This is a genomic window from Flavobacterium sp. FG19, assembly GCF_057809475.1.
The window spans coordinates 1-14,983 of the sequence record NZ_JBMDKA010000045.1 but is presented as its reverse complement, the minus strand read 5'-3'; the positions used below and the strand labels follow the sequence as shown (position 1 = coordinate 14,983).

Genomic DNA, 14,983 nt, shown 5'->3' with positions numbered 1-14,983 from the left:
TATTAATTAAGAAACAATATAAAGGATTATGTCGTCTCATTACGAAGCACCCATTAGAAAACCTTTAGTTATAGGTGATAAATCATATCACGATGTAACTGTAGATGTAGCAGCACCTGTTGAAGGACCTGCAAATAAACAATGGTGGATTGTATTTACAATCGCATTAGTAGCCTTCCTTTGGGGGTTAGGTTGTATAATTTACACCGTATCTACCGGTATCGGAACATGGGGATTAAATAAAACAGTAGGCTGGGCTTGGGATATTACTAACTTCGTTTGGTGGGTTGGTATTGGTCACGCCGGAACCTTAATTTCTGCGGTATTATTACTTTTCCGTCAGCGCTGGAGAATGGCGATTAACCGTTCTGCAGAAGCGATGACTATTTTCTCTGTAGTTCAGGCAGGTTTATTCCCAATTATTCACATGGGTCGTCCATGGCTGGCATACTGGGTTTTACCTATCCCAAACCAATTTGGTTCATTATGGGTTAACTTTAACTCGCCACTTCTTTGGGACGTATTTGCGATTTCAACGTATCTTTCAGTATCATTAGTTTTCTGGTGGACTGGTTTATTACCTGACTTTGCAATGCTTCGTGACAGAGCTATAACTCCGTTTAATAAAAGAGTTTATTCTATTTTAAGTTTTGGATGGAGTGGTAGAGCAAAAGACTGGCAGCGTTTTGAAGAAGTATCTTTAGTATTAGCTGGTTTAGCGACTCCTCTTGTACTTTCTGTACATACAATTGTATCTATGGACTTTGCTACTTCTGTGATTCCTGGATGGCATACTACAATTTTCCCTCCGTATTTCGTTGCAGGAGCGGTTTTCTCTGGATTTGCGATGGTAAATACCCTGCTTATCGTTATGAGAAAAGTTTCTAATCTTGAAGCGTACATTACATTACAGCATATCGAGTTAATGAACATCATTATCATGATTACAGGTTCTATTGTAGGTGTAGCTTATATCACTGAGTTATTCGTAGCCTGGTATTCAGGTGTAGAGTATGAGCAGTATGCATTCTTAAACAGAGCTACCGGACCTTACTGGTGGGCATACTGGTCGATGATGACTTGTAACGTTTTCTCTCCGCAGTTTATGTGGTTCAAGAAACTTAGAACAAGTATCATGTTCTCATTTATTATTTCGATTGTAGTAAATATCGGAATGTGGTTTGAAAGATTTGTAATTATTGTTACTTCTTTACATAGAGATTACCTTCCATCTTCATGGACAATGTTCTCACCAACTTTTGTTGATATTGGAATTTTCATTGGAACAATTGGTTTCTTCTTCGTATTGTTTTTATTATACTCTAGAACATTCCCTGTAATTGCTCAGGCAGAGGTTAAAACAATTTTGAAAGGAACAGGAGATAATTACATTAGAGAAAGAGCAAATAAAGATTCACATCATGAGTAATAAAGTAATATACGCCATTTATAATGACGATGATATTTTGATGGATGCAGTAAAGAAAACCAGAGCTGCTCATCATCATATTGAAGAGGTTTTTACTCCTTTTCCGGTTCACGGATTGGATAAAGCCATGGGTTTAGCACCAACAAGATTAGCAATTTGTGCTTTCCTATATGGATGTGTTGGTATTTCTGTTGCAACAACCATGATGAGTTACATCATGATTCATGACTGGCCGCAGGATATTGGAGGTAAACCAAGTTTTAGTTTCATCCAGAATATGCCTTCTTTTGTGCCTATTATGTTTGAGATGACAGTATTTTTTGCTGCGCACTTAATGGTAATTACTTTTTATATGAGAAGTAGATTATGGCCATTTAAGCAGGCTGAAAATCCTGATGTAAGAACAACAGACGACCACTTCTTAATGGAAGTAGCTGTAAATAATAACGAAGCTGAGCTTGTTTCTTTCTTCGAAGGTACAGGAGCTGTTGAAGTTAAAGTAATTGAAAAGAATTAAGTGTAGCTATGAAAAGGATATATAAAATAACACTTTTAGTTGGTATAACTATTTTAGTTTCTTCTTGCCACAATAATTCGGCACCAAACTATCAGTATTTTCCAAATATGTATGAGTCTGTAGCTTATGAGCCATATACAGAAGCAAAAATATTCAAAGAAGGTAAAGAAGGACAGCTTCCTGTTAAAGGAACTATTAACAGAGGTTTTGAGCCTTACGAATATGAAAACTCAACTGCCGGTTATGAATTAGCAAAAGCTAATTTAAAATCGCCTTTGACTGAAGAAGAGAAAAATTCCGGAAAGGGAAAAGAGCTTTTCGAAATTTACTGTATTAGCTGCCATGGTGCAACTGGAAACGGTAAAGGTAAATTGGTTGAAAGAGAAAAATTTCTTGGAGTACCTAGTTATAAAGACAGAGAAATCACTGAAGGAAGTATCTTTCATGTTGAGACTTATGGTTTAAATGCAATGGGTTCACATGCAAATCAATTAAGTGCTCACGAACGTTGGTTAGTTGCTGACTATGTTCTGAAACTAAAAAGCCAATTATAATTGTTGAACAAACTGATCGTAATAGATATGTATACATTTTCAAGTAAATTAAAAACTTTTTCTATCATCTTAATGGTTCTGGGACTGTTAGGAATTGGGTATGGTTTTTTAAGTGCACCTAAAGATATTCAAGAAGTTGAAAAAATACTAGCTGCTGAAGCTCATGGAGAGCATGGTTCTGCTCATGCAGAGACTGCTGAGGCTTCTCATAAAGAAGCAGGTCATCATGAAGCTGCCGCAGTTTCTCACGAAGAGCATAAAGGAGGGGAGCATGCAAAAGTGGGTGCCGCTGATGAACACACAGAGCATTTAACTCACGTTTTGCACCAATTACAAAACAAACCTTGGTCTGCATTATATGTAGCCTGTATTTTCTTCTTATTGCTTTCAATGGGAGTTTTAGCTTTTTATGCTATTCAACAGGTTGCTCAGGCTGGATGGTCTCCGGTTTTATTTAGAGTTATGCAGGGTATAACAGCTTATTTACCTGCAGGTTCTATTATCTTTTTTATCATCTTAGTTTTATGCGGATTACATTTTAATCACATTTTTGTATGGTTAGGTGAAGGGGTAACTGATTCTAAGAGCCCTAATTATGATGCAATCATTGCTGGTAAATCCGGTTATTTAAACTTTCCTTTCTGGATTGTAAGAGCTGCCATCTTCTTAATTGGATGGAATGTTTACCGTTATTTCTCAAGAAAAAACTGTTTAGCTCAGGATGAGGCTAATGATGATCTTTACTACAAAAAGAACTTTAAAATCTCTGCAGGTTTCCTGGTATTCTTCATTGTATCCGAGTCTATCATGGCCTGGGACTGGATTATGTCATTTGACCCGCACTGGTTTAGTACTTTATTTGCATGGTATGTATTTGCTTCTTTCTTTGTAAGTGGTATTACTACAATTGCATTAGTTACTTTATACTTAAAATCTAAAGGGTATTTAGAATATGTAAATACAAGCCACATTCATGATTTAGCTAAATTTATGTTTGGTATCAGCGTATTCTGGACTTATTTATGGTTCTCTCAGTTCATGTTGATCTGGTATGCTAATATTCCTGAAGAGGTTACTTATTTCGTAACACGAATTCAGTTGTATAATTTACCTTTCTTTGGTGCCGTTGTTATGAACTTTGTTTTCCCGTTATTAATATTAATCAATACTGATTTCAAACGTCTTAGCTGGGTTGTAGTTATGGCAGGTATTGTAATATTATTAGGTCATTATGTTGATTTCTTTAATATGATTATGCCTGGTACAGTTGGAGATAAGTGGTTTATTGGAGTTCCTGAAATTGCGTCTATTCTTTTCTTCTTAGGGTTATTTATATTTGTTGTATTTACTGCATTAACTAAATCTCCTTTGCTTGCAAAAAGAAATCCTTTCATTGAAGAAAGTAAACATTTTCATTATTAATATTTAAAGAAGTAAACAGATGACAAGTTTGTTGGTAATTATAGTTTTAGTTTTATTAGCAGTTGCTTTATGGCAGTTGACCAAGATATTTGATCTTACTCAGGTAGGAGCATCTTCGGACGATTCTCAGGTAGCGACAGATAATGATAATAACATTCAGGGATATATTTTGTTTGGCTTTTTAGCTTTCATTTATATATTTACTATTTATGGTTTACTAAAATGGGGTAATTTGGCACTTCATACTCCTGCTTCTGAGCATGGTAGTTTAGTAGATAGTTTAATGAATATTACCTGGGTTTTAATTTTTACAGTTCAGGTTATTACACAAGGTTTATTATACTGGTTTTCTTTTAAATATAAAGGGAATAAAGATAAAAAAGCATTATTCTTTGCTGATAGTAATAAATTAGAAGCAATCTGGAGTATTATTCCGTCAGTAGTTCTGGCATGTTTAATTCTTTACGGATTATATGCGTGGAACAATATCATGTTTGTTGATAAAGACGAAGATGTTATTGAAATTGAATTATATGCACAACAGTTTAAATGGACTGCAAGATATGCCGGAAAAGACAATGTTTTAGGAAAAGCTAATGTACGTTTGATTGAAGGTGTGAATACTTTAGGAGTTGATATGTCAGATCCTAATGCTCAGGATGATATTGTAGTTTCTGAACTGCATATTCCTAAAGGTAAAAAAGTACACTTCAAAATGCGTTCTCAGGACGTTTTACACTCTGCTTATATGCCTCACTTCAGAGCGCAGATGAACTGTGTGCCTGGTATGGTTACTGAATTTGCTTTCATTCCAACTTACACTACTGCTGAGTACAGAGAGTTAGATTTTATGAAAGAGAAAGTAGCGCATATTAACAAACTTAGAGCTGAAAAAAGTGTTGAATTAGTGGCAAAAGGAGGTACAGCTTTAGATCCTTATACATTTGATTATTTACTTTTATGTAATAAAATTTGTGGAGCTTCTCACTATAATATGCAGATGAAAGTGGTGGTTGATACTCCTGAAGAGTATAAAAAGTGGTTAAGTGAGAAAACAACTTTAGCAGAAGATATCAAAGCGGCAGCTGCTGCAGAGAAACCAGCTGAAGGAGCTGCTCCGTCAACAGATACTACCACTAAAGTAACAGATACTGTAAAAGCGGTTGTAGATACGGTTAAGGCAGCGGTTGCTAAAGTTGCTATGAAATAATAAAATTAAGAAAATTTAAAGTACAAATATATGTCAGCAGAAGCGCACGGTCACGATCACGGACACGATCACGAGCACGAACATCATCATAAAGACACATTCATTACTAAATATATTTTTAGTATTGACCACAAAATGATTGCTAAACAATACTTGATTACTGGTATTGTTATGGGAATAATTGGTATTGCAATGTCTTTGCTTTTCAGAATGCAGTTAGCGTGGCCAGAAGAGTCTTTTAAAATATTTAATGTTTTATTAGGAGATAAATTTGCACCTGATGGTGTAATGGCTAATGATATTTATCTAGCTTTAGTTACAATTCATGGTACCATCATGGTATTCTTTGTATTGACAGCAGGTTTAAGTGGTACTTTTAGTAACTTACTTATTCCGCTTCAGATTGGAGCAAGAGATATGGCTTCTGGATTTATGAATATGATTTCATACTGGTTGTTCTTTTTATCTGCTGTAGTAATGTTATGTTCGTTATTTGTAGAAGCAGGACCAGCATCTGCAGGTTGGACAATTTATCCGCCATTAAGTGCTTTACCGCAAGCGATTCCAGGATCTGGTACAGGTATGACTTTATGGTTAGTTTCAATGGCTATCTTTATTGCATCTTCATTAATGGGATCATTAAACTACATTGTAACTGTTATTAATTTAAGAACAAAAGGAATGTCTATGACAAGACTTCCACTTACAATCTGGACATTTTTCGTAACAGCTATTATTGGTGTTATTTCATTCCCGGTTTTATTATCTGCAGCTTTATTATTAATCTTTGACAGAAGCTTTGGTACTTCATTCTTCTTATCTGATATTTATATTGCTGGTGAAGTTTTACATTACCAGGGCGGATCTCCGGTATTGTTTGAGCACTTATTCTGGTTCTTAGGACACCCTGAGGTTTATATCGTAATTTTACCAGCGATGGGTCTTGTATCTGAAATTATGGCTACAAACTCCCGTAAACCAATTTTTGGTTACAGAGCGATGATTATGTCAGTGCTTGCAATTGCATTTTTGTCTACAATCGTTTGGGGTCACCACATGTTTATTTCAGGTATGAATCCTTTCTTAGGATCTGTGTTTACCTTTACAACTTTATTGATTGCAATTCCATCGGCTGTAAAAGCGTTTAACTGGATCACTACTTTATGGAAAGGTAACTTACAGTTTAATCCTGCTATGTTATTCTCTGTTGGAATGGTTTCTACGTTCATCACAGGTGGTTTAACCGGAATTATTTTAGGAGACAGTACTTTAGATATTAACGTTCATGATACCTATTTCGTAATTGCTCACTTCCACTTAGTAATGGGTATTTCTGCACTTTACGGAATGTTTGCTGGTATTTACCACTGGTTTCCTAAAATGTACGGAAGAATGTTGAACAAAAACTTAGGTTATATTCACTTCTGGGTAACTGCTGTTTGTGCTTACGGTGTATTCTTCCCAATGCACTTTATTGGACTGGCAGGTCTTCCAAGACGTTATTATACAAATACGAACTTCCCATTATTTGATGATTTACAAAATGTGAATGTTTTAATTACAACTTTTGCTCTTGTAGGAGGTGCGTTCCAGTTAGTATTCTTATATAACTTCTTTGTTAGTATTTTCTACGGTAAAAAAGCGGTTCAGAATCCATGGAAATCGACAACATTAGAGTGGACTACTCCGGTTGAGCATATTCACGGAAACTGGCCAGGTGAAATTCCTCACGTATATCGTTGGCCGTATGACTACAGTAACCCAAATCATGATGTAGATTTTGTTCCTCAAAATGTACCAATGAAAGAAGGTGAACAAGTTTTACACCACTAAAAATATCAGGAAGGCTGTCAGAAATGACAGCCTTTTTTGTTTAGTTTATACTTTATAGGTTCTCTAACTATTTTACAAACTAATTAGTTTCTATATCTTTGCAGGATGAACGAAAATCTTGATCCTACTACAAGAGGATATAACTCAGAAGAATTAGATCTTGAAAAAAGATTACGTCCGCTGTCATTTGATGATTTTGCCGGTCAGGACCAGGTTTTAGAAAATTTAAAAGTATTTGTTGCTGCTGCTAATCAGCGTGGTGAGGCACTTGATCATGCTTTATTTCATGGACCTCCCGGTTTGGGAAAAACGACTTTGGCTAATATTCTGGCAAATGAATTGAATGTTGGAATTAAAATTACTTCTGGTCCGGTTTTGGACAAACCTGGTGATTTGGCCGGACTTCTTACCAATCTCGATGAAAGAGATGTTCTTTTTATAGACGAGATTCATCGTTTGAGCCCAATTGTTGAAGAATATTTATATTCGGCAATGGAAGATTTTAAAATTGATATAATGATTGAGTCCGGTCCGAATGCGAGAACTGTTCAGATCAATTTGAATCCTTTTACCCTAATTGGCGCTACTACCCGTTCTGGTTTACTGACTGCTCCTATGAGGGCCCGTTTTGGAATTTCATCACGTTTACAATATTATTCAACAGAGCTTTTAACAACCATTGTAGAAAGAAGTGCCGGAATATTAAAAATGCCTATTGATCTGGAGGCAGCCATTGAAATTGCAGGACGCAGCCGAGGTACGCCCCGTATTGCTAATGCCTTGTTGCGAAGAGTTCGTGATTTTGCACAAATTAAAGGAAATGGAACTATCGATTTGGAAATTTCAAAGTATGCTTTGAAAGCCCTTAATGTGGATGCGCATGGCTTAGACGAAATGGATAATAAAATTCTGTTAACGATTATTAATAAGTTTAAAGGAGGACCGGTGGGACTTTCTACTTTGGCAACAGCCGTATCTGAAAGCAGCGAAACTATTGAGGAAGTTTATGAACCCTTTTTGATTCAGGAAGGTTTTATTATGCGTACACCCCGTGGTCGTGAAGTAACAGAGAAAGCGTATAAACATTTAGGAAAGATAAATACTAATATTCAGGGTGGATTATTCTAATGTATTATGAAACATTACTTCTTACTTTTATTGTTTGTTTGTTGCAGTTCTTTTAGCCAGACAAAGTATTTTCCCCACCTTGCTTATGGTAAATCATCCCAGCAAATTTTAGATTTATATGTCCCTGATGGGAATTTAAAAGAGCTGCCAGTTGTTATTCTTATTCATGGAGGATCCTGGTCAATGGGTGGACTTGAATATACAAGTAAGCATGCACAGGATATTGCTAATAAGGGATTAGTTGTTGCCAATGTCGATTATCGTTATGCAAGTGATACGATTTCTGCTAAAGATTTATTAGCAGATATTGATGCAGCAGTTAGTTATGTTTCAAGAAATTCTGCTAAATATGGTTATGTTAAAAAGGGATATCATATTGTAGGTATTAGTGCCGGAGCTCATTTGGCATTGTTGTATGGTTTCACTAAGAAGAATATGAAATCTATAACAGCATTATGCGCACCATCAAGATTAGATTCTCCTGAAGTATTAGAATTTAGGAAAAAGAATGGCCGCTTAGATATCATTGAAAAATTAGCCGGAACTAAAATAGATCCAGTTGGAGATAATGCGGCATTATTTAAGATAAGCCCGTTTAGTAATATTTCAAATGTACCAACATTTTTAATTCATGGAGATGCTGATAATGTGGTAGATGTTAGTCAGTCTCAAAATCTTTATAATGAGTTAAAGAAAAAAGGTGTCGAGGCAAAACTTATTATCAGAGAAGGTAAAGGACATGATGTAGGAATGAATACACCTGATACAGAAATCAGTAATATAAAAGATACTACGGAATGGATTTTTCAGCACAATAAATAAATTTGATTAACAAGGTAAAATAAATACAAACATTCAAGGAAGTTTGTTCTAGTTGATATGTCTAATAATGTAAAATATATTTACCCTAACAAGTTACCAATAATCAGATTTTTTAAAGATGCCGAAGGTGTTCGAAAAAATCCGATTCCTTTTCATAAAAGGTATTTTGAGAAATTGGGAGACTCTTTCTCTATTAGAATTGGTTTTTCAAAATACATTATCTTGTCGAGAGACAATGAAATTGCCCAGCATATTTTAGTTAAGAATCAGAAGAATTATCATAAGTCTAAATTCCAGTCGGTATATCTTTCAAAATATTTAGGAAAAGGACTTTTAACCAGTGATGGTGATTTTTGGTTAAAGCAGAGACGACTTATTCAGCCGGCATTTCATAAACAGAAAATGAACCAGCTGGTTGATAATATGGATAAGACTATTGCTTTAGAAATAGCCGGTTTAGCTGAAGGTAAGCCAATAGATCTTTTTCCGGTAATGAGTAGTCTGGCATTTAATGTAGTGGCGAAATCTTTATTTCAGCTTTCCAGTGCAGAAGATAAGTTTGAAAGAATAAAATTTATTATAGAAGAAGTCCAGCAGTTTTTAATTAAAGAAATCAGACTTCCACATAAAGCGTGGTGGTTTTCACTGAGTGGTCAGGTAAAAAAACACCTTCAACTGGCGGAGGAAAATAACAATATCATTCGGGAAATCATAGAAGAGCGGAAAGCTTCCGGTCAAGAAATAAATGATTTACTGAACATGCTTTTGGAGACCCGATATGAAGATACGGGAGAAAGTATGTCTATTGAACAATTGATCGATGAAATTAAAGTTTTGTTTATCGCCGGTCATGAAACTACAGCTAATGCACTGACTTTTACGCTTCATTTATTAGGAAGAAATCCCGAAGCCCAGCAGAAGATCTTAAATGAGATTACAGATATTGAATCGCAAACAGATAATCTAACAGAGAAACTCCAGAAAATGGTCTATACTACTGCTGTTTTGAATGAATCGATGCGCTTGTATCCACCGGCCTGGATTACCGACAGACAGAACCTTGAGGATGATTCTTTAGGACAGTTTAAAATAAAAAAGAACACCTTAATTGGAGTTTCTTTTTATGAGCTGCACCGTAACCCAAAATATTGGAACGATCCTGATGAGTTTATTCCGGAGCGTTTTCTTGGTGAGCAAAAGAAAGAATCAATGCCTTATTTTTATCCATTTGGGGCAGGTCCCAGAATGTGTATCGGTACCGGATTTGCCATTTATGAAATGTGTCTGACATTATCACAAATTATTAAAAAGTACAGGATAAAATCTAATAATGATGTTGTCGGGTTTAATCCGCTTATTACTCTGAAACCTGTTAATGTGGAAGTTTCTTTTTTTAAAAGATGAGTATCAATTCAAAAGAGACATATTCGAAATTTATAAAATCTGAAGCCAAAAGGCTGGGATTTATTTCTTGCGGAATATCTAAAGCAGGTTTTCTGGAGCAGGAAGCACCCCGTCTGGAAAAATGGTTAAATAATAACCATAACGGACAGATGGCCTATATGGCAAACCATTTTGACAAACGTTTGGATCCTACTTTACTGGTCGATGATGCTAAAAGTGTGGTTTCACTTCTATTAAATTACTTTCCTTCTGAAACCCAAAACAGCGACAGTTTTAAGATTTCGAAATACGCCTACGGTCAGGATTATCACTATGTTATTAAGGACAAATTAAAAGAACTGCTCTTTTCAATTCAGGAAAATATCGGTGAAGTTTCCGGCAGGGCATTTGTTGATTCTGCTCCTGTTTTGGACAAAGCCTGGGCAGCAAAAAGCGGCTTAGGATGGATTGGAAAAAACAGTAATCTGATCACCCAAAAAGTAGGTTCTTTTTACTTTATAGCAGAACTTATTCTCGATCTGGATTTAGAATATGACCATGCGGTTACAGACCATTGCGGTTCTTGTACAGCCTGTATTGATGCCTGTCCGACACAGGCAATTCTGGCGCCTTATATTGTAGACGGAAGTAAATGTATTTCTTATTATACCATCGAATTAAAAGAAAATATTCCCGTTGAAATGAAGGGAAAATTCGACGAATGGATGTTTGGCTGTGATACCTGTCAGGACGTCTGCCCATGGAACCGGTTTTCAAAACCGCATTCTGAACCCCTTTTTAATCCTAATCCGGATTTACTTTCCTTTTCAAAAAAAGACTGGACTGAAATTACCGAAGAAACTTTTCGTTCCGTTTTTAAGAATTCTCCTCTAAAAAGAACAAAATTTGAAGGACTTAAAAGAAATATCGATTTCTTAAAATAAAGTCTTGGTAAGAATTTTTTCTTACAACTTTTGGTTGTTTTTTATTCTTTATGGTTTTGTTTTTAATGTATTGTTTTTCAATATTTTAACACTTTTTAACGTGTTTTTTTCTTTTTTGTATTGTAGGATAAATTTGTGTTTTTGTTGCTAAAATCCCTAAAAATTAATTTTTCTTTAATAAATTAAGAAATTTCTGCTATTATCTTGTGAAATTGCTATGTTTATTGACTTGCCAAAGTTAATTTATCATAAAGAAAAGTGTATTTCAACGTTTTTCCTTGTAGTTGATCGACTAATATAGTTAGTATTGAGGTCTTTATATATTTTCGCTGCACCAAAACTACTAATTTAATCTAAAGACGACTATGTGTCTTGAACCAAAAATACCTGTGGTCCAAACGCCTTCTCATTGTAATGATGCTGGAAATATTTTTTTTCATCATCAAAAAACCAATCTTTTCATTTTTTCGTATTTGCTTAATGTTCTGAAAACCAGAAAGAGGTCTTCAGTTTCTATAATTACTATTACTCAAATTAATAACGAGTCTGTCTATGCGTAACTCTACTTTTAATTGGTTTAATTCCTTTAAATCAAGTTTTCTTATTTTATTCTTTTTATTACTAAGTTATAACGCTTCGGCCCAGTTTTATACGAAGCATTATATTGCTCCTGCACCATGGCAGTATTTTAGTAAAGCAAATGAAATTGTTATAGCAACAAATTCTACATCTACTGTCAACATTACAGTATCCAGAAGCAATGGGACAGTGATAACGACTTTAACAGCTGTAAAAGGAAATCCGGCAGTGTATAGATTTGCAGGGCTTCCCAGTGCGGCTCCGGCATATGCTTTTAATACGGTTTTAAACGGGGCTGGTTTGATAGTTACGGCCAGCGATCCGGTTTCTATAAACCTGAGAAACGTTGCTTCAGATGCTCTTGGAGGAGATGGAAGTGATCAGGATATTAAAGGAAATGCGGCTCTGACCAGCTTTGGAGATGCTGGAATTGGTATTCGGTTCAGAGTAGGATATTACAGAGACGGTTCCTTAGGGAACTTTAATGGATATGGGGATCAACGCCCTATTTACAGCGTTATGGCTACTGCTGATAATACAACAATAAAGATCAATAATGCCATTGTAACAACTTTAAATTCAGGACAGAGTTATTTGTTTAAAGCAGCTATTGGAACATTGGTAGAATCTTCTAATCCTGTTGTAATGAATACTTCTGCTGCGATAGATATGCCTGGAGGCTGTGGAGATGGTGCTTATAATCAAATTCCGCCGGAAGCTGTTTTAGGAACAGAGTATTTTATAGAAAGAGGAAAAGGAAATGATACGGCAGAGCAGACTACGGTAGTTGCTACAAAAGATAATACAGTTTTAACAATTGATACATACTCAACTACTGGTGGATTAGTTGGAACAACAAATGTTACTTTAGCTACGGCTGGAAGTTTTTATACTTTTCTTAATGGTGTTTCCAATACAAGTTTTTCAGCATCACGTGTTGCTGCTGATAAGAGAGTTGTTGTTTACTCAGGTACTGCGCAATCTTGTGAGGTAGATATTTCGACAATTGCTCCGGTATCAGAATGCGGCGGATCTAATTTTATTGAAACGGCAAAGTTCAGAAACTATGGTACAGGCTCATTGCCGTATTTTGGATATATTCTTTTGAGAAGTGCTACAGATGCAGTAACTGTGAATGGTACTAATATTGAAACTATAAGCGGTATTACGGCACGTCATCAATTAGGAACAACAGGCTGGTATATAATCAATTTTGAAGATACACAAATAGGAAGTCCTAACATTCTTTCGATTTCCAGTGCGTCAAAAATGACAGTTTCAATCGTACAGCAGGGTGGTGGATTTTCGATGGCAGGATTTTTCTCTAATTTTGCTGCACAGCCAGAAGACCCTACTATGACATATATTTCAGGTGGGGGATGTACCAATAATAAAGCAGAGTTGACAACACCAGCAGGCTTTGCTCCTTATCAATGGTATCTGAATGGAGTAGCAATAGCGGGGGCTAATTCGGCAACTTACACAGCTACCAAAACTGGTTCTTATTCTGTAGCTTCAACTTTAACCTGTGGGGCACAGACTCAGTCAAAACCAGTAAGTGTTACTTTATGTACCGATTTGGGAATTACAAAAACAGTTGATAATGCATCGCCATGTATTGGAAGTAATGTAGAATTTACAATTAAAGTAAGTAATTTAGGAGGAAATAATGTTTCAGGAGTTTCTGTTAATGATCTGCTTCCTTCAGGTTACACTTATGTAAATTCAACACCATCTGTTGGTTCTTATGATTCGGCAACCGGTATTTGGAGTATTGGAGATGTAGAGGCACAGACTTCTATAACATTAAAAATTATTGCATCGATAAATGCGTCAGGTAATTATACGAATACGGCGTCATTACCATCTTCAATAGATACAAATACAGCAAATAATTCTGCCAGTGCAGCGGTAACACCGAAGTCATCAATTTTGCTTGTAACAAATCCTGCAGCGGTTTGTGCGCCTTCTACGGTAGATTTAACAGCTCCGGCTGTTACTGCAGGAAGCACGCCTAATATGACCTTGTCGTATTGGACAGATGCAAATGCCACTGCGGCTTATACAACACCAAGTGCAGTTACAGCTTCAGGGACTTATTATATAAAAGCAGTTTCTGCTGATGGATGTCAGTTTATAAAACCAGTTGTTGTCACTATTAATTCACAGGCAACTACTCCTACTATCTCAGCAAGTGGTTCGACTACCTGTATAACAGGAAGTGTTGTATTAACATCTTCTGGTAATTCAGGTACATATTTATGGTCGACAGGAGAAACTACAAAATCTATTACAGTTACTTCAAATGGAAGTTATAGTGTTAAGAGAATAAACGCTGCAGGTTGTCCGGGTAATAGCTCTTCTGCGGTAGTAGTAACTTTTATACCGGCTGCACCAACGGCTTCTGCTCAGACATTCTGTTCTTCTGAAAATAAAAAAGTTAATGATTTAGTAGCTTCAGGAACTAGTTTAAAATGGTATAGTGCCAGCACAGGAGGAACTCTTTATACCGGAACAGAAAATCTAGTATCAGGGAATTATTATGTAAGCCAGACCGTAAGTGGTTGTGAGAGTTCAAGAACTCAGGTAGCGGTAACGGTTAATACAACTTCATCAGCGCCAGTTGCAGCTTCTCCTCAGGTATTTTGTGCTGCAGATAATAAAAGAGTTAGCGATTTACAAGCTACAGGAACGGGACTGAAATGGTACAATGTCTCTTCGGGAGGTACAGCATTACCAACAACACAAGCATTGACAAATGGGAATTATTATGTAAGCCAGACTGCTAATAGTTGTGGAGAGAGTGCCAGAACTTTAGTCCAGGTAACTATAAATACGGTACCAGCAGCTCCAACGGCCTCTTCACAGACATTTTGTGCTACAGATGCCAAAAAAGTTAGTGATTTAGTTGCCACAGGAACAAACTTAAAATGGTACAGTGCCAGTACAGGTGGAACACTTTATACAGGAACCGAAACTCTAGCAACAGGAAATTACTATGTAAGCCAGACAACTAACAGTTGTGGCGAAAGTCCAAGAACTACAGTAGCAGTTACAGTAAACAATACATCAGCACCAACAGCTTCTTCACAAACGTTTTGTGCAATTGATGCCAAAAAGGTTAGTGATTTAGTTGCCACAGGAACAAACTTAAAATGGTAC

At 36.0% G+C, this 14,983-nt stretch carries 11 protein-coding genes; all 11 read left to right on the top strand.

Features of this window, described 5'->3' with window-relative positions; all coding sequences use genetic code 11:
- Nucleotides 1-28 precede the first annotated feature (28 nt).
- Complete coding sequence (nrfD, locus tag ACODST_RS26445) at nucleotides 29-1,429, top strand: NrfD/PsrC family molybdoenzyme membrane anchor subunit (RefSeq protein WP_012023712.1); 1,401 nt, start codon at nucleotides 29-31, stop codon at nucleotides 1,427-1,429.
- On the top strand, nucleotides 1,422-1,946 hold the full coding sequence (locus ACODST_RS26440; RefSeq protein ID WP_073412666.1) for a DUF3341 domain-containing protein: 525 nt from the start codon (nucleotides 1,422-1,424) through the stop codon (nucleotides 1,944-1,946). Before nrfD ends, ACODST_RS26440 begins: the two co-directional genes overlap by 8 nt.
- Nucleotides 1,947-1,954: 8 nt before the next feature.
- The gene (locus ACODST_RS26435) at nucleotides 1,955-2,500 is read left to right on the top strand and encodes a c-type cytochrome (RefSeq protein ID WP_488935095.1); all 546 of its coding nucleotides are present in this window, start codon (nucleotides 1,955-1,957) and stop codon (nucleotides 2,498-2,500) included.
- Between the two features lie 27 nt (nucleotides 2,501-2,527).
- Nucleotides 2,528-3,922, top strand: coding sequence for a quinol:cytochrome C oxidoreductase (locus tag ACODST_RS26430; RefSeq protein ID WP_488935094.1), 1,395 nt, complete (start codon nucleotides 2,528-2,530; stop codon nucleotides 3,920-3,922).
- A gap of 19 nt (nucleotides 3,923-3,941) precedes the next feature.
- Entirely contained in the window at nucleotides 3,942-5,132 is a 1,191-nt protein-coding gene (locus ACODST_RS26425; protein WP_488935093.1) for a cytochrome c oxidase subunit II, read from the top strand.
- A 30-nt stretch (nucleotides 5,133-5,162) separates the two neighbouring features.
- Nucleotides 5,163-6,965, top strand: a complete 1,803-nt coding sequence (locus ACODST_RS26420) for a cytochrome c oxidase subunit I (protein WP_488935092.1) — start codon at nucleotides 5,163-5,165, stop codon at nucleotides 6,963-6,965.
- A gap of 105 nt (nucleotides 6,966-7,070) precedes the next feature.
- Complete coding sequence (gene ruvB, locus ACODST_RS26415) at nucleotides 7,071-8,093, top strand: Holliday junction branch migration DNA helicase RuvB (RefSeq protein ID WP_488935091.1); 1,023 nt, start codon at nucleotides 7,071-7,073, stop codon at nucleotides 8,091-8,093.
- A gap of 6 nt (nucleotides 8,094-8,099) precedes the next feature.
- A complete protein-coding gene (locus ACODST_RS26410; protein WP_488935090.1) occupies nucleotides 8,100-8,915 on the top strand; it encodes an alpha/beta hydrolase in 816 nt (271 codons plus the stop codon).
- A 57-nt stretch (nucleotides 8,916-8,972) separates the two neighbouring features.
- Nucleotides 8,973-10,319 (top strand): cytochrome P450, encoded by a 1,347-nt coding sequence (locus tag ACODST_RS26405; RefSeq protein ID WP_488935089.1) that lies wholly within the window; start codon nucleotides 8,973-8,975, stop codon nucleotides 10,317-10,319.
- Entirely contained in the window at nucleotides 10,316-11,242 is a 927-nt protein-coding gene (queG, locus tag ACODST_RS26400) for a tRNA epoxyqueuosine(34) reductase QueG (protein ID WP_488935088.1), read from the top strand. Before ACODST_RS26405 ends, queG begins: the two co-directional genes overlap by 4 nt.
- Nucleotides 11,243-11,794: 552 nt before the next feature.
- A partial coding sequence (locus ACODST_RS26395; protein WP_488935087.1) for an Ig-like domain-containing protein occupies nucleotides 11,795-14,983 on the top strand: 3,189 nt, incomplete at its 3' end.

What these genes read in the sequence shown, in the direction of transcription:
- nrfD (WP_012023712.1), top strand. Translation starts at nt 29, where the DNA reads ATGTCGTCTCATTACGAAGCACCCATTAGAAAACCTTTAGTTATAGGT.
- ACODST_RS26440 (WP_073412666.1), top strand. Translation starts at nt 1,422, where the DNA reads ATGAGTAATAAAGTAATATACGCCATTTATAATGACGATGATATTTTG.
- ACODST_RS26435 (WP_488935095.1), top strand. Translation starts at nt 1,955, where the DNA reads ATGAAAAGGATATATAAAATAACACTTTTAGTTGGTATAACTATTTTA.
- ACODST_RS26430 (WP_488935094.1), top strand. Translation starts at nt 2,528, where the DNA reads ATGTATACATTTTCAAGTAAATTAAAAACTTTTTCTATCATCTTAATG.
- ACODST_RS26425 (WP_488935093.1), top strand. Translation starts at nt 3,942, where the DNA reads ATGACAAGTTTGTTGGTAATTATAGTTTTAGTTTTATTAGCAGTTGCT.
- ACODST_RS26420 (WP_488935092.1), top strand. Translation starts at nt 5,163, where the DNA reads ATGTCAGCAGAAGCGCACGGTCACGATCACGGACACGATCACGAGCAC.
- ruvB (WP_488935091.1), top strand. Translation starts at nt 7,071, where the DNA reads ATGAACGAAAATCTTGATCCTACTACAAGAGGATATAACTCAGAAGAA.
- ACODST_RS26410 (WP_488935090.1), top strand. Translation starts at nt 8,100, where the DNA reads ATGAAACATTACTTCTTACTTTTATTGTTTGTTTGTTGCAGTTCTTTT.
- ACODST_RS26405 (WP_488935089.1), top strand. Translation starts at nt 8,973, where the DNA reads ATGTCTAATAATGTAAAATATATTTACCCTAACAAGTTACCAATAATC.
- queG (WP_488935088.1), top strand. Translation starts at nt 10,316, where the DNA reads ATGAGTATCAATTCAAAAGAGACATATTCGAAATTTATAAAATCTGAA.